Source organism: Actinomadura logoneensis (assembly GCF_003428695.1).
In the GTDB taxonomy this organism is placed as follows: Bacteria; Actinomycetota; Actinomycetes; order Streptosporangiales; family Streptosporangiaceae; genus Spirillospora; species Spirillospora logoneensis.
Genome location: NZ_QURH01000282.1, coordinates 1 through 21,047 on the forward strand (window position 1 = coordinate 1; position 21,047 = coordinate 21,047).

15 protein-coding genes are annotated in these 21,047 nt (G+C 73.9%); 8 read left to right on the forward strand and 7 right to left on the reverse strand.

Translation table 11 applies throughout. The features are described 5' to 3' along the window. Both alaS and DZF91_RS16715 read right to left on the reverse strand, forming a co-directional pair. The coding region (alaS, locus tag DZF91_RS16710) for an alanine--tRNA ligase (RefSeq protein ID WP_117358384.1) at window positions 1–2,561 on the reverse strand (2,561 nt) is incomplete at its 3' end. Between the two features lie 189 nt (window positions 2,562–2,750). Beyond that, window positions 2,751–3,128, reverse strand: coding sequence for a winged helix-turn-helix transcriptional regulator (locus DZF91_RS16715; RefSeq protein ID WP_117358385.1), 378 nt, complete (start codon window positions 3,126–3,128; stop codon window positions 2,751–2,753). 120 nt (window positions 3,129–3,248) lie between these two features. On the opposite strand from DZF91_RS16715, the gene DZF91_RS16720 reads away from it, so the two are divergent. Then, window positions 3,249–3,830, forward strand: coding sequence for a YceI family protein (locus DZF91_RS16720; RefSeq protein ID WP_117358386.1), 582 nt, complete (start codon window positions 3,249–3,251; stop codon window positions 3,828–3,830). A gap of 126 nt (window positions 3,831–3,956) precedes the next feature. Here the strand turns inward: DZF91_RS16720 and DZF91_RS16725 are convergent, their stop codons facing one another. Then, complete coding sequence (locus DZF91_RS16725) at window positions 3,957–4,643, reverse strand: HAD family hydrolase (RefSeq protein WP_117358387.1); 687 nt, start codon at window positions 4,641–4,643, stop codon at window positions 3,957–3,959. A gap of 65 nt (window positions 4,644–4,708) precedes the next feature. Here DZF91_RS16725 and DZF91_RS16730 point away from each other — a divergent pair, with 65 nt between their 5' ends. The 3 genes from DZF91_RS16730 to DZF91_RS16740 are packed head-to-tail and all read left to right on the forward strand — an operon-like array spanning window position 4,709 to window position 7,280. Continuing rightward, window positions 4,709–5,338 (forward strand): hypothetical protein, encoded by a 630-nt coding sequence (locus DZF91_RS16730; RefSeq protein ID WP_235834353.1) that lies wholly within the window; start codon window positions 4,709–4,711, stop codon window positions 5,336–5,338. Beyond that, the gene (locus DZF91_RS16735) at window positions 5,335–6,165 is read left to right on the forward strand and encodes a nucleotidyl transferase AbiEii/AbiGii toxin family protein (RefSeq protein ID WP_117358388.1); all 831 of its coding nucleotides are present in this window, start codon (window positions 5,335–5,337) and stop codon (window positions 6,163–6,165) included. The genes DZF91_RS16730 and DZF91_RS16735 overlap by 4 nt, the downstream gene beginning before the upstream one ends. Then, on the forward strand, window positions 6,162–7,280 hold the full coding sequence (locus DZF91_RS16740) for a nucleotidyl transferase AbiEii/AbiGii toxin family protein (RefSeq protein WP_117358389.1): 1,119 nt from the start codon (window positions 6,162–6,164) through the stop codon (window positions 7,278–7,280). Before DZF91_RS16735 ends, DZF91_RS16740 begins: the two co-directional genes overlap by 4 nt. Before the next feature lie 99 nt (window positions 7,281–7,379). Here DZF91_RS16740 and DZF91_RS16745 read toward each other — a convergent pair whose 3' ends face one another. Continuing rightward, a complete protein-coding gene (locus DZF91_RS16745) occupies window positions 7,380–9,224 on the reverse strand; it encodes a glycosyl hydrolase family 18 protein (RefSeq protein ID WP_117358390.1) in 1,845 nt (614 codons plus the stop codon). Window positions 9,225–9,440: 216 nt separating this feature from the next. Further along, window positions 9,441–9,929: a MarR family winged helix-turn-helix transcriptional regulator gene (locus tag DZF91_RS16750; RefSeq protein WP_117358391.1), complete on the reverse strand. Its 489-nt coding sequence runs from the start codon at window positions 9,927–9,929 to the stop codon at window positions 9,441–9,443. 63 nt (window positions 9,930–9,992) lie between these two features. Between DZF91_RS16750 and DZF91_RS16755 the strand changes: the two genes are divergently transcribed. Both DZF91_RS16755 and DZF91_RS16760 read left to right on the forward strand, forming a co-directional pair. Further along, complete coding sequence (locus tag DZF91_RS16755) at window positions 9,993–10,406, forward strand: cupin domain-containing protein (protein ID WP_117358392.1); 414 nt, start codon at window positions 9,993–9,995, stop codon at window positions 10,404–10,406. 377 nt (window positions 10,407–10,783) lie between these two features. Beyond that, entirely contained in the window at window positions 10,784–14,194 is a 3,411-nt protein-coding gene (locus tag DZF91_RS16760; RefSeq protein ID WP_199486689.1) for a S8 family peptidase, read from the forward strand. Between the two features lie 78 nt (window positions 14,195–14,272). Here the strand turns inward: DZF91_RS16760 and DZF91_RS16765 are convergent, their stop codons facing one another. Continuing rightward, entirely contained in the window at window positions 14,273–14,917 is a 645-nt protein-coding gene (locus DZF91_RS16765) for a LuxR C-terminal-related transcriptional regulator (protein WP_117358393.1), read from the reverse strand. Further along, window positions 14,890–16,212 (reverse strand): sensor histidine kinase, encoded by a 1,323-nt coding sequence (locus tag DZF91_RS16770; protein ID WP_117358394.1) that lies wholly within the window; start codon window positions 16,210–16,212, stop codon window positions 14,890–14,892. Before DZF91_RS16770 ends, DZF91_RS16765 begins: the two co-directional genes overlap by 28 nt. Before the next feature lie 178 nt (window positions 16,213–16,390). Between DZF91_RS16770 and DZF91_RS16775 the strand changes: the two genes are divergently transcribed. Further along, entirely contained in the window at window positions 16,391–18,556 is a 2,166-nt protein-coding gene (locus DZF91_RS16775; protein WP_199486690.1) for an MMPL family transporter, read from the forward strand. 135 nt (window positions 18,557–18,691) lie between these two features. Further along, a partial coding sequence (locus tag DZF91_RS16780; protein WP_147341183.1) for a Tex family protein occupies window positions 18,692–21,047 on the forward strand: 2,356 nt, incomplete at its 3' end.

A 21,047-nucleotide genomic window follows, 5' to 3' on the forward strand; every position in this document is an offset into this window, starting at 1 on the left:
CTCGCGACCGGGCCGCGTCCGCCCGCGCCGCCCCCGACGACGCGCGCCGCGTCCGCCAGCAGCTCGCGCGCCGGAGTCCCGTACTCCGCCGCGACGGCCGCGACCAGCAGAGCCTTCCCGCTGTGGACCGTCCCGAGGACGACCGCGCCGGCCTCGGGCAGCAGCGCGAGCGTCCGCGTCGCCAGGTCCCGCAAAGACTCCGCCGGAACGGTTTCGACCTCCGCGCAGACCACCGGCCCGCCGTCGCCTCCCGACGTCGAGGCCGACGCCGCCAGGCGGGACGCCCGCGCCGACAGGTCCGCCGCGCGGAGCGACGCCAGTTCGCGCTCCGCCTCCGCGAGGGCCGCGAGGCGCTGCCGCAGCCGCTCCGGCGCGCGGTCGGCCGGGACCGCCAGCAGGCCCGCCAGCTCGGTCAGCAGGGCGCGCTCGTGGTCGTGGTGGCGCAGCGCGTCCGGCCCGGTCAGCGCCTCGACGCGGCGCAGCCCGGACCCGACCGACGACGCGCCGAGCAGGTGCACCGGCCCCGCCTGCGCGCCGTGCCCCACGTGCGTGCCGCCGCACAGCTCGCGGGACGCGTCGCCGATGTCCACGATCCGCACGCGCTCGCCGTACCGCTCGCCGAACAGCGCGACCGCGCCCGCCGCCTCCGCCGCCGCGCGGTCCGCCTCCCGGACCCGCACCTCCGGATCGGCCAAGAGGTAGTCGTTCACCAGCGTCTGGACGGTCGCCAGCTCGTCGTCGGAGACCGCCGCGAAGTGGGCGAAGTCGAACCGCAGCCGTCCCGGCTCCACGCGGGAGCCGCGCTGCGCCGCCTGCTCGCCCAGGACGCGGCGCAGCATCGCGTGCAGGACGTGCGTCGCACTGTGGGACCGCGCGATCGCCGCACGCCGCTCCGCGTCCACGACGCCCTCCGCCTCGTCGCCCGCGCCCACCTCGCCCGAGACGACCCGGACCGTGTGGACGTGCAGTCCGTCCACGCCGAGCCTGGTGTCGAGCACGTCGAGGGTCGCGGACGGCGTGACGACGCGCCCGGTGTCGCCGACCTGGCCGCCCGCCTCCGCGTAGAACGGGCTCCGGGACAGCACGAGCTCGACCGTCGAGCCCTCGTGCGCGTGCGGAACCTCCGAGCCGCCGTCGAGAAGCGTCACGACGCGTCCTTCCGCGGACGTCCGGTCATGGCCCACGAACTCGGTCCGGCCGTGCCGCGCGAGCACGCCCCGGTAGAGGTCCTGCCGGGCGACCGCGTCGCCCTTGCGGCCTCGCTCCGCATCGTGCGCGCGCCTGCGTTGCGCCTCCAGCAGGCGGCCGAACCCGTCCTCGTCCACGGTGAGGCCCGCCGCGCGCGCCGCGTCGAGCGTCAGGTCGATGGGGAAGCCGTAGGTGTCGTGCAGCTCGAACGCCGTCCGGCCCGGCAGCGTGCCGCCGGACGAGGACGCGATCGCCGACTCCAGCAGCCGCGAGCCCTGCCGCAGCGTCCGGTCGAACCGCTCCTCCTCCGCCGCGACGACCCGCCCGACCAGTTCCCGTCCCGCGACCAGTTCGGGCCAGTAGCCGCCGAGGCCGTCCACGACGCGGCCGGTGAGGTCCGCGAGCAGCGGGCCGTCGATGCCGAGCAGGCGCGCGTGCCGGACCGCGCGGCGCAGCAGCCGCCGCAGCACGTACCCCCGCCCCTCGCCGGACGGCAGCACACCGTCCGCGACGAGGAACGCCGCCGTCCGCGCGTGGTCGGTGACGATCCGCATGGACGTCGCGACCGCGCCGCCGTCCCGGCCCGGGTACGGGCGGCCCGCCCGCTCCTGGACGAGCCGGAACACGGGCAGCAGCACGTCGGTCTCGCAGACGGTGTCCACGCCCTGGAGGATCGCGGCGAGCCGGCCGAGGCCGAGCCCGGTGTCGATGTTCCGCGCGGGCAGCGGGCCGAGCACCCGGTAGCCGTCCTTGCCGTCGCCCTCGCCGCGCAGGCTCTCCATGAACACCAGGTTCCAGAGCTCCACGTAGCGCTCGCCGTCCACGGCCGGACCGCCGTCCGGACCGAACGCGGGACCCCGGTCGTAGTGCAGTTCCGAGGACGGTCCGCACGGTCCTGGGACGCCCATCGACCAGTGGTTGTCGGCCATGCCGAGCCGCTGGATCCGCTCCGCCGGGACGCCGAGGCTCCGCCAGACCGCCTCCGTCTCGTCGTCGCCGCGCAGCACCGTCACCCAGAGCCGGTCGCGCTCCAGGCCGTAGCGGCCGGTCAGGAGCTCCCACGCCCACGGCACCGCCTCGCGCCGGAAGTAGTCGCCGAAGGCGAAGGTGCCGAGCATCTCGAAGAACGTGTCGTGCCGGGTCGTCCGGCCGACGTTCTCGATGTCGACGGTGCGCACGCACTTCTGCACCGACATGAGCCTGCGGTGCCCGGGCACGCGCTCGCCCAGGTAGTAGGGCTTGAACTGGTTCATCCCGGCGTTCGTCAGCAGCAGCGTCGGGTCGTCCGGCACCAGGGAGCCGGACGGCACGCGGACGTGGCCGCGCTCGCCGAAGAAGGTCAGGAAGGTCGAACGGACGTCGTCGGACAGCATCGTGGAACCTCACGAGGTGGTCGGGACAGCGGCGCGCACCGCCGAACCGGGCCGCGCGTGCGCGCGTTCCCCGGCTCGGCGCGGCTAGCTCGCCGTCCCGTCTCGTGAGGGTCCATCGTTCTGAGAGTGCTCCCGGTGGCCGTTCAGACGACGTCCACGGTAACCGCCGGCGCCGCGCCCGGCACCCGGTTAACCGTCCGACGTCCTGCCGTCGTAGGCGGCGCGGGCGGCGTCGATCTCCTCGCCGTGCGACTCGGTCCAGACGATGAGCGGCTCGATCGCCTCCAGCATCGTCCGGCCGAGCTTGGTCAGCGTGTACTCGACGCGCGGCGGGATCTCGGGGTACACGGTGCGGACGACGAACCCGTCGCGCTCCAGGCCGCGCAGCGTCACGGTCAGCATCCGCTGGCTGACGCCGACGCACTCGCGCTTCAGCTCGCCGAACCGCTTGGTGCGCTCGCCGAGCAGCGCGATGACCATCAGCGTCCACTTCTCGGCGACGCGGTCGAGGGTCTCGCGGGCGCGGCACGCCTCGGGGGAGTGCTCGCTCAGACCGCTGAAGTCCATGGTTATCTCCGGGTGCCTGAGGCAGGGAAAAGTGCCTTCTTGTGGGGGCGTGCGGGTTCTCGCAGGATGAAGGCGGTTCCTCCGAGGAACCGACTTACTTCCCAGAACCAAGGAGACACGATGACGGCGCAGCTTGTCGAGATCCCCGGCTACGTCGCGGGCACCTGGACCGTGGACACCGCCCACTCCACCGTCGGGTTCGCGGTCCGGCACCTGATGATCAGCAAGGTCCGCGGCCGGTTCGACGACTTCGAGGCGACCTTCGTGACCGGGGCCGACCCGCTCGACTCCCACGTCACCGCGACCGTCCGGATGGACTCGGTCGACACCGGCAACGCCCAGCGCGACGCGCACCTGCGCACCGCCGAGTACTTCGGCAGCGACGAGCACCCGACCATGACGTTCCGCTCGACCGGCCTGCGCCCGGCGCGCGGCGCCGGCCGGTTCGAGCTGGCCGGCGACCTGACGATCAAGGGCGTGACCAGGCCCGTCACCTTCGACCTGGAGATCGGCGGGTTCGGCCCGGACGCCTTCGACCCGGCCGGCGGCGGCGCCCGCGCCGGGTTCCTGGCGACCGGCGTGATCGACCGCACCGAGTTCGGCGTCGACACCAACATGCCGATCCCGGGCGGCGTGGCGCTCGGCGAGAAGGTGGAGATCACCCTGGAGGTCGAGGCGGTCCTGACCACGCCGGCCGAGTAGCGCGTCGGCCGAGTGGCGCGTCGGCCGAGTGGCGCGTCGGCCGAGTGGCGCGTCGGCCGAGTGGCGCGTCGGCCGAGTGGCGCGTCGGCCGAGTGGCGCGGTCGGTCCGCAGAGGACCGCGGGCGGTCAGCGGAGCAGGGCGGGAAGGTCGGCGAGCGTGGTGACGCGCGGGACGTCGGCGGCGGCGCCGGTGCCGGGACGGTCGAGCCAGACCCCGGTGAGGCCCGCCGCCGTCGCGCCCCGCGCGTCGGTGTCGAGCAGGTCGCCGACGTGCGCCACGGCCGCGGGCGGCAGGTCCAGCCGGGCGCACGCGGCGGCGAAGATCGCCGGGTCCGGCTTGGCCGTCCCGACCTCCCGGGACGCGACCACGCAGTCCGCGACGCGGGGCAGCACGCCGATCCGCTCCAGCTTCTGCCGCTGCTGCGCGCCGTCGCCGTTCGTGACGATCCCGAACCGCAGCCCGCGCGCCGCCAGCTCCTCGAAGACGGGCAGCACGTCGGGGAACGCCGCCCACCGCCGCCGGTACCGGACGAGGTAGCCGGCGAACCACGCGTCCGCCCGCGCGTCGTCCCACCTGGGATGCCCCAGTTCGCGCGCGAGCCCGACGGCCCGGTGCCGCCGCTGCTCCTCGAAGCTCATCTCGCCCCGGGCGAACCGCTCCACGTACTCGTCGGTCAGCTCGGTCCACCGCCGTGCCACGAACGCCGGGTCGGCGTCGGGCCAGCACTCCTGGACGGCCCCGACCGAGGCCGTCGCGTGGTCCATCAGGGTGCCGTCGAGGTCGAACAGGACGGCGGCGACAGGAAGGGCCATGTTCGGGATTGTGCCATCCGAAATCCGGATGCCCTCGCTCTCGAAATTCTGGAACCCTGTGCAGGATGGACATCAAGGGTGATTTCGAGATCCACCTGACCGTCGCCGCCTCCGACGCGTCGCGGGCGCGCGAGGCCGCCGCGGCGCGCGGACTCAAGCTCACCCTGATCGAACTCGCGCGCGGCCGGACGCCCACGCAGCCGATGCTGAGCCTGCGCCGCTCCGGCACCGGCGACACCGTCCTGGCCGAGGCCGCCCGCACGGCCCGCGACCTGCGCGGCGACGGCCTCCGGGTCGTCCGCGTCAAGGTCGAGGCGGCGCCGTGGAACGACGGCGTCCCGCGCACCGACGCCGAGGGCGACGCGCTCGGCTCCTACTTCGAGCACCACGTCAAACTGCTGCTCGCCCCGGAGTCCGACCCGGCGGCGCTCGCCGCGCTGGCCGCCCTGGCCGTCCCGCACGGCGCGCACGTGTCCCGCAACGTCCGGCGCGTCCGCCCGGACGGGCGCCCGGAGCGGTTCGTCACCCAGCGCTGCCACCGCGTCGGCGCGCCCACCGCCGGCGCCCGCCTGGACGCGCTGGTCGGCGCCCTGCGCGCGGCCGGCCACGAGATCGCCGAGGTCGAACGCGAGTACGTCGTCCACGACGACACCCCGTCCCTCGACGACGGCTGGATCACCGAGGACCCCCGATGACGGCGAACCCGCACGACCCGTCCCCGGCGGCGCGCCGCCGCGCGCTGGACGCCTTCCTCGCCGGAGTGGCCGGTTCGCCGTGGGCGGCGCACCTGGTGCTGCGCGGCAGCGCCCTCCTGCGCGCCTGGTTCGGCGCCGCCGCGCGCGAGCCCGGCGACCTGGACTTCGTCGTCGTCCCGGACACCCTCGACCTGTACCACCACCGCGGCGAGGAACTCCTCGACGGCGTCATGGAGGCCGCCGAGCGGGCGTCCCGCGCGGACACCGCGCCCGGACCGCGGGTGGCCTTCAGGTCCGAGTGGGCGGACTTCGAGGACCGCTGGGACTACGACGGGGAGAACCCGGGCCGCCGCTTCGAGGTGCCCTACGACGTCGACGGCGGCGGAAGCGGCGTCCTCCAGGTCGACTTCGCGTTCCGGGAACGCCTCCCCGTCGCGCCCGAGCCCACGGAGATCCCGCGGGCGGACGGCGGCGACCCGGCGACCGTCCTCGCCGTGACGCCCGCCCTGTCCCTGGCCTGGAAGCTGCTCTGGCTGGTCAACGAGACGCCGCCGCAGGGCAAGGACCTGTTCGACGCGGTGCTGCTCGCCGAACGCGTGTACCTGCCCGCCGACCTGCTGGTGAGGACGTTCGAGCTGGCCGACACCACCAACCCCAGGCCCGTCACCGAGGCGAGCCTGCGGGCCGCACTGCACCGCGCCGAGGAGACCTGGAGCGCGTTCCGCGAAGAGGAGCTTCCGGACGGCCCGGCCACGTCCGCCCCGTTCGCCGCCCGGCTGCTGGCGGCCCTCCACCCGACCTTCGACGCCCCTCGGGAGCCCCGATGAACTGGGACGATCTGCGCCGCGCCCCCTGGCCGGACACGGCACGCCTGCCGGCACGTCCGCCGGACGCCGGGACCGCGGCCCGGCTGGGCCTGCCCCCGACGCTCCGTCCGGTGCCGGACGCCGAGCAGGTCCCCGTCTTCGATCCGGCGATGAAGCACCACCGCCGGGCGCTGCGTCCGAGCGAGCCGCGCTTCGGCGATCCGGACCGCGGCGCGCGCTGGTACGCGGCCCGCCGCCGCGCGCTCGACCACGTCCTGGCCGGCGTGGCCGGGTCGGAGTGGTCCGCGAACCTGATGCTGCGCGGCAGCATGCTCCTCTCCGCCTGGTACGGCGCGGCGGCCCGCGACCCGGGCGACCTCGACTTCGTGCTGCGCCCGGAGGACTGGGACGTGCACGAGAAGCGCACCGACGACCTGCTGACGGGCATCGCCCGCGCCGCCGAGGCCGCATCCCGCGCCGCCGAGGCCGCGTCCCACGCCGCCGAGGCCGCGTCCCACGCCGCCGAGGCCGCGCCTCCCGCGGACGACGCCTCGCGAGCCGCCGACGGAGACGCACCCGCCGGTGAGGTCCTGATCCACGCGGACGGCGCGGTCTGGTCGGACATCTGGACCTACGACCGCGTGCCGGGCCGCCGCGTCGTCCTGCCGTGGGCCGCGGAGGGCACGGCGGGCGGCACCGTCCAGCTCGACTTCGTCTTCAACGAGCCGCTGCCCGCCGAGCCGGAGTTCACCGACGTCCCGCGCGCGGACGGCTCCGGGTCCGCGCGCGTCCTCGCCGCGACGCCGGAGCTGTCGCTGGCCTGGAAGGTGCTGTGGCTGTACAGCGACGCCTACGGCGAGGGCAAGGACCTGTACGACGCGTGCCTGCTCGCCGAGCACACGCGCCTGCCCTCCGAACTGCTCGGAAAGGCGCTCGAGCTCGCCGACCACTCCTACCGGAACGGTCCGGTGACCGAGACGGGCTTCCCGGAGTCGTTCGCCGCGGACTTCCGCGAGGCCCTGGAGTACGTCGAGTGGGACGAGTTCCGCAAGGACCGCCCGAACCTCCCCGTGTCGCCCCAGCCCTACATCGACCGCCTCACCGACGCCCTGGCCCCGACCTTCGCGGGGCTCTGAGCAGGGGGAAGGCCCCCGGCGGGAGGAGCCGGGGGCCTTCTGGAGGGGTCGCGGGCCGGGTGCTGTCCTGGGGAGGGCCGGACCGCGACCGGGAGGGGGTCAGCCGAGGCCGGAGCGGATGGCGGTGACGAGCTCGCCGTTGTCGGTGTCGCCGGACATCTCCCAGAAGAAGGCGCCGCCGAGCCCCTGTGCCTTGGCGTAGCCCATCTTCCCGCCGATGGTGGACGGGGTGTCGTAGCTCCACCAGTCGGTGCCGCACAGGCCGTAGGCGGTTCCGGCGACGACGCTGGTGGCGGGGCACTTGGACTTGAGCACGCGGTAGTCCTCGATGCCCTGCTCGTAGGTGCCCGCCGCCGGGCCGGTCGCGGTGCCGCCGGGGGCCTTCTGCGTGACGCCCGTCCAGCCGCGGCCGTAGAAGCCGATGCCGAGCAGCAGCTTGCCCGCCGGGATGCCGAGGCCCTTGAGCTTGGCGATCGTGTCGGTGGTGTTGAACTCCTTGATCGGGATGCCGTCATAGGAGGTCAGCGGGGAGTGCGGGGCCGTCGGGCCCTTGGCGTCCCACGCGCCGAAGTAGTCGTAGGTCATGACGTTGTACCAGTCGACGTACTGCGCCGCGCCCGCGTAGTCGGCCGCGTCCATCTTGCCGCCGGACGTGGCGTCCGCGGTGATGGCCGCGGTCACGATCTGGGAGGAGCCGAACCGCGCCCGCACCGCCGCGAGCAGGTTCTTGAACGACGCGAAGCCGCTGGTGTCGCAGCTGAGGCCGCAGGCGTTCGGGTACTCCCAGTCGATGTCGATGCCGTCGAACAGCCCCGCCCAGCGCGGGTCGTTGAGCAGCTTGTAGCAGGAGTCGGCGAACGCGGCCGGGTTCTGCGCGGCCTGGGTGAAGCCGCCGGACCACGTCCAGCCGCCGAACGACCAGACGACCTTGATGTTCGGGTACTTCTTCTTGAGCTCCTGGAGCTGGTGGAAGCTGCCGCGCAGCGCGCCGTTGTCCCAGCTGTCGGACGTCCCGTCCACGCTCTCGCCCGCGCTGTAGAAGCGGTCGTAGTCGGCGTAGCTGTCGCCCACGGCGCACTGGCCGTTGGTGACGTTGCCGAACGCGTAGTTGATGGTCGTCAGCTTGCTCGCGGTGCCGCTGGTGTCGATGTTGCGGACGTGGTAGTTCCGCTGGTAGATGCCCCAGTCGGTGAAGTACCCCATCACCTTGGTGCCGGCCGGCGGGTTGCCGCCGCCGGAGTCGTCGGTCGTCACCGACACGGCGTTGGACGCGGCCGACACGTTCCCGGCGGCGTCGCGGGCCTTCACGGTGAAGCTGTAGGCGGTCTTGGGGGTGAGGCCGGTGACGGTCGCCGACGTGCCGGTGACCGACGTCGCCTTGGTCGTGCCCTTGTAGACGTCGTAGCCCGCGACGCCGACGTTGTCGGTCGAGGCCGTCCAGGAGAGGCTGACCGTCGTGTCGGTCTTCCCGGTGGACTTCAGCCCGGACGGCGCGGTCGGGGCCTGGGTGTCGTTCCCGCCGCCCGGCGGGGTGCCCGAGCCGTCGCAGGCGGCGCCGTTGACGGTGCAGCCGGACAGCCAGCCCGATCCGCTGCCGTCGAAGCCGAAGCTGGTGGACGCGCCCGCCGCGACGGTCCCGTTCCAGGACGCGTTGGCGAACGTGTAGTGGTTGCCGGAGTGGGACTGGGTGGTGTTCCAGGCCGAGGTGATCGCGGTCCCGGACGGGAGGTCGAACTCCAGCTTCCAGGAGGAGATCGACGCCGACGTGCCGTTGCTGATCGTGCAGGAGCCCTCGAAGCCCGTGCCCCAGTCGGAGGTCTTGGTACAGGTGGCGGTGACCGCTCCGGCCGCCGCCGAGGGGTGCGCGGCGGTGAGCGTGAGGCCCGCCGCCGCCGTGAGTGCCGAGAGGACCGCGAGGATCCGCCGGCTGCCCGGTATGGCCATGATTCTCCGTTCAGTCCGCGCCCCCGAACCAACAGGAATCTTGATAACTCTTAGGAAAGTTTCCTAAGAGTCGCCGCGATGTTAACCGCGCCGACCGGCCCCGGCAAGGGGCTCGTTGACCCCGTTTCGCCGCGATCACGCTGGTCCGCCCCGCACGCTGCGCCGGTCCGGAAGATCGGTTCCGACGCGCCGCGGCACGCCCCCCGGACGGTCGCGTCAGGTGCCGCCGAACCAGCCGGGCGCGTCCAGCCGCCACATGTCGCCGGGCGTCATCTCGCGCAGCGTGGCGTCGAAGGCGCGCATCCGGTCGGGCCCGAGCTCCTCCGTCCAGCGCCTGCGGACGGCGTCGAACAGCAGCGCGGACCGGTGCAGCGCGTCCCAGCCGTGCCCGGTCAGCCGGACGAGCTTGCGCCGGGCGTCGGACGGGTCGGAGGTCCGCTCGACGTAGCCGAGCCGTTCGAGGGTGTCGACGAGCTTGCCCGCGGCCTGCTTGCTGACGCCGAGGCGGCGGCCGAGCTCGACGGCGGTGGTGCCCTCCGCGCCGATCGCCTGGAAGACGAAGCCGTGCATGGGGCGCATGTCCGGATGGCCCTGTCGGGCCAGCTCATCGTGGGTCTCGTCGATGATCTGGCGGAACGCCAGGAACAGGCGGAGCGGCAGCTCCCAGCCCGGTGCGTCGGGTTCGGCGGGTTCGGCGCTTGACATGAAAGACAACCTCGTTGACTATATGGACAACCCAGTTGTCTAAACCTTACCGGGAGTACCCCCATGACCGTGATCCGAGACGCCGAGGCACGCCGCACCGAGACCCCGAACGGCGTCATGACGTCCCTCGCTACGCCGACCCAGGGCGGCACCGGCAGGCTGGCCGTGTGGCGGGTGGACGCCGTCCCCGGCGTGACCGGCCCGCTGCACGTCTTCGACCAGGAGTCGGTGTGGACGTTCCTGAGCGGCGCGGTGTCCTTCGCCGTCGGCGACGACAAGGTCGACCTCGCGGCCGGCGACACCATCGTGATCCCGGCGGACGTCACCCGCCGGATGTTCGTCTCCCCGGACGGCTTCCAGGCCGTCGTGGCCGCGCCCGCCGGGACGCTGGTGCACACCCCCGAGCCGGTCGTGACGGAAGGCTGCGACATCGCTCCCGCGGTCGGGGAGAAGATCGTTCCGCCCTGGGCGCGTTAGCGACTCGTTAGTAGGGCGAATTACCGCGCGCCGCAATTTGCCCCGCTGGCCTGTCCTGAACACTTCTGTAATCAAACCGACGCTTTTATCCCTCTTGTCCCAGCCGTCGAATTCCGTGGATATTCGGGCGTTCGCCGCGATCATTCCGCGGCGGCCGTCGAATTCCGTGGATATTCGGGCGTTCGCCGCGATCATTCCGCGGCGGCCGTCCGGCCCTCCCGACCGGACGCCGCTCTCGTGGCCGCGTTCACCCGCCCGGGGCCGCGAAGGACCTGTGAAGGGACCTCATGGCCCTGCGAACTGGGAGATCATCGGAACGGACGGCCGCCCGGAGCGCCGCGTCCGCCCGGCCCTCCGCGTCCGCCCGGAGCGCCGCCGTGTCCGCGCGGCGGAGCGTCGCGTCCATCCGGCGGAGCGTCGCGTCCATCCGGCGGAGCGTCGCGTCCATCCGGCGGAGCGGTGTGCTCGCCGGACTGGGCGCGGCCCTGCTGGCGCTGGGGTCGGGGGCGCTCGCCGCCCCCGCCCACGCCGCCCCCGCCGGGCCGAGCCCCGACGCGGCCAAGCCGTCCCGGGTGATCGTGCTGCTGAAGACGCCGTCCGCGCGGGACGGCCTGGTCGCGAAGGTGCGCGGCGCGGGCGGGACGAAGATCGTCACCTACCAGGCTGTGCCGTCGTTCGCCGCGACCGTCTCCGCCGACCAGGCCGTCGCGCTGGCGAACGACCCGGCGGTCGCGGCGGTCGTACCCGACACGAACGTCCCGGTCGCGCCCCCGGCCCCGAGCCAGAAGCCGACCGCGCCGGTCAAGGGCATGAAGGCGCAGGGAGCGCCGTCGAAGCTCCCGCCCACGGTCTGCCCGTCCGACCCCAGGAAACCGCTGCTCGAACCCGAGGCGCTGACGACCACGCGCGCCTCGCTCGCGCACCGCGCGGGCATCGACGGCTCGGGCGTCACCGTCGCCTACATCGCCGACGGCGTCGACCCGAACAACCCCGACTTCGTCCGCCCGAACGGCAGGAAGGTCTTCACCGACTACAAGGACTTCTCCGGTGAGGGCCCGGACACGCCGTCCGGCGGCGCCGAGGCGTTCGGCGACGCGTCCGCCATCGGAGCGCAGGGCCGGATGGCCTACGACGTGTCCGACTACGCCCACCCGTCGCAGGGCATCCCCAAGGGCTGCACGATCCGGGTGCTCGGCATGGCCCCCGGCGCGTCCATCGTCGGGCTCAAGGCGGGCGGCGAGCTGCTGCCGAACTCGGCGATCCTGCAGTCGATCGACTACGCGATCAGCAGGCATGTGGACGTGCTGAACGAGTCGTTCGGGTCCAACGTCTACCCCGACGACGGTAGCCGCGACACGATCCGGCTGTTCAACGACGCGGCCGTGCGCGCGGGCGTGACCGTCACGGTCTCCACCGGCGACGCCGGGATCACCGGGACGCAGGGCAGCCCGTCCACCGACCCGAACGTGATCGCGGCGGCCGGGTCCACCGACTTCCAGAACTACCAGCAGACCGGGTACGGCGCGGCGCGCTTCGCCAAGCCCGGCAGGTGGCTCTCGGACAATATCTCGGCGCTGTCGTCCGGCGGCGTCAGCCAGGGCGGACGCGTGCCGGACCTGGCCGCGCCGGGCGAGTCCGACTGGGCGCTGTGCACCCCGGACCCGGCGAAGTACGAGAACTGCGTCGGCTACTCCGGCAAGCCCGCCTCGATCCAGCCGTTCGGCGGAACGAGCCAGTCCGCGCCGCTGACCGCGGGCGCCGCCGCGCTGGTGATCCAGGCGTTCCGGTCCGCCCACCACGGTCAGTCGCCGTCCCCGCTGCTGGTCAAGCGGCTCCTCACCGGCACCGCGCACGACCTCGGCCTGCCCGCTCCGGAGCAGGGCGCGGGCCTGCTGGACGCCAAGGCCGCCGTGGACGCCGCCCGCGCCTACAAGGGCACCGCGAACGTCGTCCCGGACATCACCCAGACCACGCTGACCGGCACGCCCGGCGGCACGGTCTCCAAGCGGATCGCGTTCACCAACCACGGCTCGGCGCCGGCCAAGGTCCGCTTCGGGACGCGGTCCTACGCGACCCGGCAGACCGGATGGCAGACCGTCCCGTTCCAGGCGGCCTCCCTGCCGACCTTCCCCTACGCCACCAACGGCGCACCCTGGAGCTATAAGAAGGTCACCTTCAAGGTCGCCAAGGGCACGGACGTCCTCGGCGTCTCCACCGCCTGGCAGGGCGTGAACGCGACCCAGCCGAACGGCGCGGTGATCGGTCCGGTCGTCCGGCTCACGCTCGTCGACCCGAACGGCGCGTACGCGGCGAACTCCCGTCCGCAGGGCGGCGCGATCTCGGCGAACCACGCCTACGTGGACGTCCGCTACCCGGCCGCCGGGACGTGGACCGCGATCCTCTACAGCCCGCAGTCCGGACCGCAGTCGTACAGCGGCCCGGTCCAGTTCGCGACCAGCGCCGCCAAGGCGGTCGCGCGGGGCACGGTCAGCCCGTCCGCGCTGACCCTCAAGCCCGGCCAGACCGGACACGTCACCTTCCGGGCCCGGACCGACGGGAACCGCGGCGACCTCGCCGAGGCCGTCTGGTACCGGACCTCCGCGGGCCAGGCGGGCTCGGTCCCGGCCGTCATCCGCACGCTGCTCCCGACCAGGGGTGGCCGGGGGACGTTCAGCGGGACGATCACCGGCGGCAACGGCCGCGCCTACGCCCCGGCGCAGACCGCGACCTACGCCTTCGACGTGCCGAAGGGACGCCGCGACCTCGGCGTCACCCTCAAGCTCGCGCGCGACCCGAAGGTGCTCGTCGAGGCCGCGCTCGTCGACCCGGACGGCCAGCTCATCGGCACCGGCTCCAACGCGCGCGACTTCCGCGAGGACGGCACGCCCGTCACGGCGGACACCCTCCAGGTGACCCAGGCCGACCCCGTGCCCGGGCGCTGGCGGCTGACCGTCATCGTCGCCAACCCCGTCAGCGGCAGGGAGATCTCGCAGAACTTCACCGGGACGATCGGGTTCGACCAGGTGAAGGTCACCGGCTCGCTCCCGCGCGGCGCGAAGCTGCCCGCCGGGAAGGCCGCGAGCTTCACCCTCACCTACGCCAACCGCGGGGTCGCGCCCGTGCCGGTGCAGGTCAACCCGCGGCTCCAGAAGTACGCCGACGTGCCGCTCGCGCCGCTCGGCTCGTCCCCGACCATCACGCTGCCGATCACGCCGACCTCGTCGGTCCCGGCGTACCTGGTGCCGCCCGGCACCCGGGCGCTGTCGCTGGCCGCGCGGTCCAGCACCCCGGCGCAGGTCGAGCTGCAGGGCCCCGCCGGGCAGCCGGACGTGTTCGGCGACCTCGGGTCCGCGAAGAAGGGCGACCTGACCTCCATCGCCCGCGTCAGCGAGGCGGGCGGACGGCACGTCCTCGCGCGCGGCTTCTGGTTCAGCTACGTCCAGCAGATCGGCCCGTTCTCCGGTCCGGCGCCGTCCGGCACGAGCACGCTCGGGGCGCTGGCGAAGACCCAGCCGTGGGACACCGCGGTGACCTCCCCGGCCGGTGACCCGTACCGGACGGCCGTCACCGGGGACTTCACGCCCAACGGCACGCCGGTCGTCGTCCAGCCCGGACGGTCCGGCAAGGTCTCGGTCACGTTCACGCCGTCCGGGAAGCCCGGCACGGTCGTGGACGGCGTCCTCTACCTGGTGACCTCGCCGGTGGGCGCGTTCAACGGCGGGTACGGGGCCATCTACAACGGCGGGGACGTCCTCGCCGCGATCCCGTACTCCTACACCGTCGGCTGACCGGCGGACAGCGGAGGGGCCGTCCCGTCCGGGGCGGCCCCTTCCGCGTCGGCGGGCCGGCCCGCCCGGGCCGCGCGGTCAGGCGTGCAGGTAGGCGAGGACGGCCAGCACGCGCCGGTTGTCGTCCTCCGACACCGGCAGGCCGAGCTTGGCGAAGATGTTCGCCGTGTGCTTGGTGACGGCCTTGTCGGTGACGAACAGCTTCCCCGCGATCGCGGCGTTCGAGCGTCCCTCGGCCATCAGCTCCAGCACCTCGCGCTCGCGCGGCGTCAGCGCCTTCAGCGGCTCGTCCCGCGAGCGGCGGGTGAGCAGCTGCGACACCACGTCCGGGTCGAGCGCCGTCCCGCCGTCCGCGACCCGGCGCACCGCCTCCACGAACTGCTTCACGTCCGACACGCGGTCCTTCAGCAGGTAGCCGATGCCGCCCGAGCTGTCCGACAGCAGCTCGCGCGAGTAAAGCTGCTCCACGTGCTGCGACAGCACCAGGACGGGCAGCCCGGGGATCTCGCGCCGCGCGTCCAGCGCCGCCCGCAGCCCCTCGTCGGTGAACGTCGGCGGCAGCCGGACGTCCACGACCGCGACGTCCGGACGGTGCTCCAGCAGGGCCCGCTTCAGCGACGGCCCGTTGTCCACGGCCTCGACCACCTCGAAGCCGTAGGCCGACAGCAGCCGGATCAGGCCGTCCCGCAGCAGGGCTAGGTCTTCGGCGATGACAACGCGCACGGCAGCTCCATGGTCACGACGGTCGGCCCACCCTCGGGGCTGGCGACCGCCATGGTGCCGTCGAAGGCCGCCAGGCGGCGCCCGATGCCGAGCATCCCGCCGCCCCGCGCGGGGTCGGCGCCGCCGCGCCCGTCATCCCCGACGATCATCACGAGCGCGCTGCCATTGTGCCGGACCTCCACCCACGCGCGCTCCGCGTCCGCGTGCTTGGCGGCGTTCGCGAGCATCTCCGCCACCGCGAAGTACGCGGCGGACTCGACCGGGGGAGCGGCCCGGCCGGGCACGTCCACGGTCACCTCCACCGGCATCGGCAGCGCCAGCGCGAGCGCCCGCACCCCGCCGTCCAGGCCGCGCTCGGCGAGCACCGGCGGATGGATGCCGCGCACGAGCCCGCGCAGCTCGGTGAGCGCCGTGCCGCTCGCCTCGCGGGCCTCGGCCAGCAGCCGGACGGCGGCGTCCGGGTCGTCCCTGACCAGCTGCTCGGCGAGGCCGATGTGCATCGACAGCGCGACCAGCCGGGCCTGGGCGCCGTCGTGCAGGTCGCGCTCGATGCGGCGCAGCTCGGCGGCCGAGGCGTCCACGGTCTCCGAGCGCGTCTCGGTCAGCTCCCGGACGCGCTCCTCCAGCCGCCCCCGGGGCGGGCCGAGCATCGACCGGTTGACCAGCGCGTACGCCCGCATGATCGGCGGTCCGTAGCGCCAGCCCAGCAGCGCCATCAGCGAGCCGAGCAGCGCGCAGCCCGCCGATCCGGCCAGGCCGTAGTCGCCGAGCGGCCAGAACGGCCCCCAGCCGAACGTGCGCAGGTCGGGCATCCACGGCATCACCAGGACGCCCTCCAGCCCGTAGACGACCAGCGCGGCGGGCAGCCCGCCGAGGACGAGCCCGGTCACCGAGTTCGTCGCCGTCCAGAGCATGTCGCGCCAGGACGCCGGGTCGCGCAGCAGCCACCGCACCGTCGCCGTCCACCGCGCGACGCGGGTGGCCTTCCTCGCCGCCTCGCCCGCCGCTCCGCCCGCCGCCGTGCTCGCCTCCGCCGGCCGGGGCCGGTACGGGACGGGGATCTCGACCCCCGACCAGTCCAGCGCCCAGCGCCGCTGCTGGTTCGTCAGGCCCCGCACCGCCAGCAGCACCGGCGGCAGCAGCACCAGGCCGACCCCGAGCGGGACGAGCGCGAGCGACACCAGCAGCAGGATCGTCAGCGGCAGGTTCGCGACGTGGGTCAGCAGCGCCTGCGCCAGGCTGCGGACCACCGCGAGCCCGCCGACTCCGGCCCGGTCGTGCGCATCGCCGTTCACACGCTCATTCTGCCCGGACCGCGCATCCCGGACAGTGGACTCAGACCCCCCATCCCGGAGGTGGGCCTGGGCCTACCCCCCGGAGGGCGTGAGCCCACTGTGACGCCGCCCGCGACGCACGAGCATCGAACCGTCGTTGACATTCGGACGGAAGGCCCGGCTCATGAGCAGGCGATCGGTGACAGTGAGGGTGGCCCGCTGGAGCGCGGGACATCCGTGGCGGGCGATCGGGTTGTGGATCGTCCTCGTGGTGGCGTGCGCCGTGTTCGGCGGCGCCGGAGGCACGAACAAGGCGACCGACCTCGACCAGGCCGCGGGGGAGGCCGGGACGGCCGGACGCGTCGCGCACGCCCACGGCGTGACCCCGCCCGCGATGGAGAACGTCGTCATCACGTCCCGGAGCGGGCCGCTGCCCCGCGCCGAGGCGACCAGGGCCGCCGCCGAGGTGACCGCCGCGCTGCGCGGGATCCCGCAGGTCGCGAAGGTGGACGCCGCGGTCGCCGGCAAGGACGGCACGGCCCTGACGGTCCCGGTGACCATGGCCGGTGACCCGCTGACGGCCAAGGACCGCGTCAAGCCGCTGCTCGACCGGACCGCCGAGGTACAGAAGGCGCACCCCGGACTGCGCGTCGAGCAGACCGGCGCCGGGTCCATCGGCAAGGGCATGACGGAGCTGATCGCCGCCGACCTGGTCCGCGCCGACGGGATCGGCTTCCCGGTGACGCTGCTGATCCTGGCCGTGGCGTTCGGCGCGCTGATCGCCGCGGGCGTCCCGATCCTGCTCGCGATCACCGCGATCGCCGGCGCGACCGGCCTGACCGCGCTGGTCTCCCACCTCGTCCCGATGTACGACACGGCCAGCAGCATGACCATGCTCATGGGGATGGCCGTCGGCGTCGACTACTCGCTGTTCTACCTGCGCCGCGAGCGCGAGGAGCGGCTGCGCGGCGCGGACCGCCGGGACGCTGTCGAGATCGCCGCCGCCACCTCCGGGCACGCCGTCGTGGTGTCCGGCGTCGCGGTGATCGTCGCGATGGCCGGCCTGTTCCTCGCCGGCAACGTCATCTTCACCTCGCTCGCGGTCGCCGCCATCATCGTCGTCGCGGTCGCCATGCTCGGCTCGGTGACCGTGCTGCCCGCCGTCCTCGGCAAGCTCGGCCCGCGCGTGGACCGGCCGCGCGTCCCGGTGCTGTGGCGGCTGACCGCGACCCGCGAGAACCCGCGGCTCTGGCCCGTGCTGCTGCGCCCCGCCCTGCGCCACCCCGCGATCACGCTGGTCCTCGCCGTCGCCGCGCTCGGCGCCCTGGCCCTCCCGGCCCTGGACATGAGGCTGCAGCCGACCACGACCGACCAGCTCCCGCGCGCGATCCCCGCGCTGCGCACCTACGACCGGCTCGTCGCCGCGTTCCCCGACCGCTCGACCGAGCACCAGGTCGTCGTCAGGACGGCCCCGGACCAGGCGCGCACGGTGCACGCCGCGCTGACCGACCTGGCCGCCCGAGCCGCCGGCGACCGGCTGTTCGTCGCCCGCGGACCGCGCCCGGACATCCGGACCTCGCCCGACGGACGCGTCCAGACGCTCACCCTCGCCACCCCGTACGGCATGAACAGCGGCCAGGCCCGCGACGCGGTCGCGCGGCTGCGGGACGACCTCGTCCCCGCGACCGTCGGACGGGTCCCCGGCGCCGGGCACTGGGTCGGCGGGGACGCCGCCGCGTCCGTCGACTTCGGCCACCGGATGTCCGACCGGATGCCGCTGGTCGTCGGGTTCGTCCTCGCCCTGACGTTCCTGATGATGGCCGTGATGTTCCGCTCGGTCGTGGTCGCGCTGACCGCGATCCTGGTCAACCTGCTGTCGGTGGGCGCCTCGTTCGGCGCGCTGGTCCTGGTCTTCCAGCACACCTGGCTGGAGGGGGCGCTGGGGTTCCGCAGCACCGGCGCGATCGTCGCCTGGATCCCGCTGTTCCTGTTCGCCGTGCTGTTCGGGCTGTCGATGGACTACCACGTCTTCCTGGTCAGCCGGATCCGCGAGGCCGCCCGCGCCGGGATGCCGACCCGGCGCGCCGTCGGGACGGGCATCACCGGCTCGGCCGGCACGGTGACCAGCGCCGCGGTCATCATGATCTCGGTGTTCGCGATCTTCGGTGCGCTCCGCCTGACGGACATGAAGGAGATGGGCGTCGGGCTCGCGGTGGCCGTCCTGATCGACGCGGTGGTGATCCGGATCGTCGTCCTGCCCGCCGCGATGGTGCTGCTCGGCCGGGCGAACTGGTGGCCCGGCCCGCTGTCCCGGCGGCTTCCCGCCCCCGGAAGCCGGATCTCCCCGCGCACCCCGGTCGGCTGACGCCTCCACCCTGCCCCGCCCTGCCCCGGCGCGCTCCCCGCTCCTGCCCGCCGAGGCCCCCGCTCCGCCCCGGTTCCCGGACGTGTCCGTCCGGGAACCGGGGCTGACGCGACAAGCGGCCCCGGTTCCTGGACAATGCACGGGCGACATCCAGGGGAGAAAGCGAACCGACACGTGACAGTCACCAGCCAGAACGCCGCCGAGCAGGCCGCCCCGCGGCCCATCACCGCGCGGATCGCCGAGGAGCTCGGCGTCAGGGAGGGGCAGGTGCGGGTCGCCGTCGAGCTGCTCGACGGCGGATCCACCGTCCCGTTCATCGCCCGGTACCGCAAGGAGGCGACCGGCGCGCTCGACGACACCCAGCTCCGCGACCTGGAGGAGCGGCTGCGCTACCTCCGCGAGCTGGACGAGCGGCGCGCCGCGATCCTGGAGTCGATCGAGGGGCAGGGCAAGCTCACCGACGAGCTGCGCGCCCAGATCACTGCGGCCGACTCCAAGGCGCGGCTGGAGGACATCTACCTCCCGTACAAGCCCAAGCGCCGCACCAAGGCACAGATCGCCCGCGAGGCCGGCCTCGAGCCGCTCGCCGACCTGCTGCTCGGCGACCCGTCCCACGACCCGGCCGAGGCCGCCGCGGGATACGTGGACGCCGACAGGGGCGTCGCCGACGCGTCCGCCGCGCTGGAGGGCGCCCGCGCCATCCTGGTCGAGCGGTTCGCCGAGGACGCCGACCTCATCGGCTCGCTGCGCGAGCGGATGTGGAACAGCGGGCGCGTGGTCTCCCGCGTCCGCGAGGGCAAGCAGGAGGCGGGGGCGAAGTTCTCGGACTACTTCGAGTTCTCCGAGCCGTTCACCAAGCTGCCCTCGCACCGCATCCTCGCGCTGTTCCGGGGCGAGAAGGAGGAGGTCCTCGACCTCGACCTCCAGCCGGAGGCCGAGGAGTCCGACCCCGCCGTCCGGTCCGGCTACGAGGCCGAGATCGCCGCGCGGTTCGGGATCAGCGACCAGGGCCGCCCGGCCGACCGCTGGCTGCAGGACGCCGTCCGCTGGGCCTGGCGCACCCGCATCCTGGTCCACCTCGGCATCGACCTGCGCACCCGGCTGCGCCAGGACGCCGAGGACGAGGCCGTCCGCGTCTTCGCCGGCAACCTCAAGGACCTGCTGCTCGCCGCGCCCGCCGGCACCCGCACGACCATGGGCCTCGACCCGGGCCTGCGCACCGGCGTGAAGGTCGCCGTCGTGGACGGCACGGGCAAGGTCGTCGCGACCGACACGATCTACCCGCACGAGCCGCGCCGCCAGTGGGACGCCTCGCTCGCCACCCTCGCCAGGCTGGCCAAGGAGCACAGCGTCGACCTGATCGCGATCGGCAACGGCACCGCGTCCCGCGAGACCGACAAGCTCGCCGCCGACCTGATCGCCGCCAACCCCGACCTCAAGCTCACCAAGATCATGGTGTCGGAGGCGGGCGCGTCGGTGTACTCGGCGTCCGCCTACGCCGCCCGCGAGCTGCCCGGCATGGACGTCTCGCTGCGCGGCGCGGTCTCCATCGCCCGCCGCCTGCAGGACCCGCTCGCCGAGCTGGTCAAGATCGACCCGAAGTCCATCGGCGTCGGCCAGTACCAGCACGACGTGTCGGAGCTGAAGCTGTCCCGCTCGCTGGACGCCGTGGTCGAGGACGCCGTGAACGCCGTGGGCGTCGACGTCAACACCGCGTCCGCGCCGCTGCTGACCCGCGTGTCCGGCATCGGCGAGAGCCTGGCCGCCTCGATCGTCGCGCACCGCGACGAGAACGGCCCGTTCCGCACCCGCGAGGCGCTGCGCGGCGTCCCCCGGCTCGGCCCCAAGGCCTTCGAGCAGTGCGCGGGCTTCCTGCGCATCCCCGGCGGGGACGACCCGCTCGACGCCTCGGCCGTCCACCCCGAGTCGTACCCCGTCGTCCGGCGCATCCTGGACGCCGCCGGGACCGACATCAAGACGCTGATCGGCAACACCGCCGCGCTGCGGGCGCTCAAGCCGCAGCAGTTCGTGGACGAGACCTTCGGCCTGCCGACCGTCACCGACATCCTGGCCGAGCTGGAGAAGCCGGGCCGCGACCCCCGCCCCGCCTTCAGGACGGCCACGTTCAAGGAGGGCGTCGACAAGCTCGCCGACCTCGAGCAGGGGATGATCCTGGAGGGCGTCGTCACCAACGTCGCCGCGTTCGGCGCGTTCGTGGACGTCGGCGTGCACCAGGACGGCCTGGTCCACATCTCCGCCATGTCGAGCAAGTTCGTCGAGGACCCGCGCGACGTCGTCAAGCCCGGCGACATCGTCCGCGTCAAGGTCCTGGACGTGGACCTGCAGCGCAAGCGCATCTCGCTCACCCTCCGCCTGGAGGACGAGGCCGAGCGTCCCAAGGGCGGCGACCGTCCGGGCGGCAACCGGCGCGGCGGCGGTGGCCAGCGCGGCGGTGAGCGCGGGGGCGAGCGCGGCGAGCAGCGCGGTGGCG

Bases quoted from the DNA above. Each gene is read 5' to 3' on its own strand.
- DZF91_RS16715 (WP_117358385.1), bottom strand. From the start codon at position 3,128: ATGGACTTCAGCGGTCTGAGCGAGCACTCCCCCGAGGCGTGCCGCGCC.
- DZF91_RS16720 (WP_117358386.1), top strand. From the start codon at position 3,249: ATGACGGCGCAGCTTGTCGAGATCCCCGGCTACGTCGCGGGCACCTGG.
- DZF91_RS16725 (WP_117358387.1), bottom strand. From the start codon at position 4,643: ATGGCCCTTCCTGTCGCCGCCGTCCTGTTCGACCTCGACGGCACCCTG.
- DZF91_RS16730 (WP_235834353.1), top strand. From the start codon at position 4,709: ATGGACATCAAGGGTGATTTCGAGATCCACCTGACCGTCGCCGCCTCC.
- DZF91_RS16735 (WP_117358388.1), top strand. From the start codon at position 5,335: ATGACGGCGAACCCGCACGACCCGTCCCCGGCGGCGCGCCGCCGCGCG.
- DZF91_RS16740 (WP_117358389.1), top strand. From the start codon at position 6,162: ATGAACTGGGACGATCTGCGCCGCGCCCCCTGGCCGGACACGGCACGC.
- DZF91_RS16745 (WP_117358390.1), bottom strand. From the start codon at position 9,224: ATGGCCATACCGGGCAGCCGGCGGATCCTCGCGGTCCTCTCGGCACTC.
- DZF91_RS16750 (WP_117358391.1), bottom strand. From the start codon at position 9,929: ATGTCAAGCGCCGAACCCGCCGAACCCGACGCACCGGGCTGGGAGCTG.
- DZF91_RS16755 (WP_117358392.1), top strand. From the start codon at position 9,993: ATGACCGTGATCCGAGACGCCGAGGCACGCCGCACCGAGACCCCGAAC.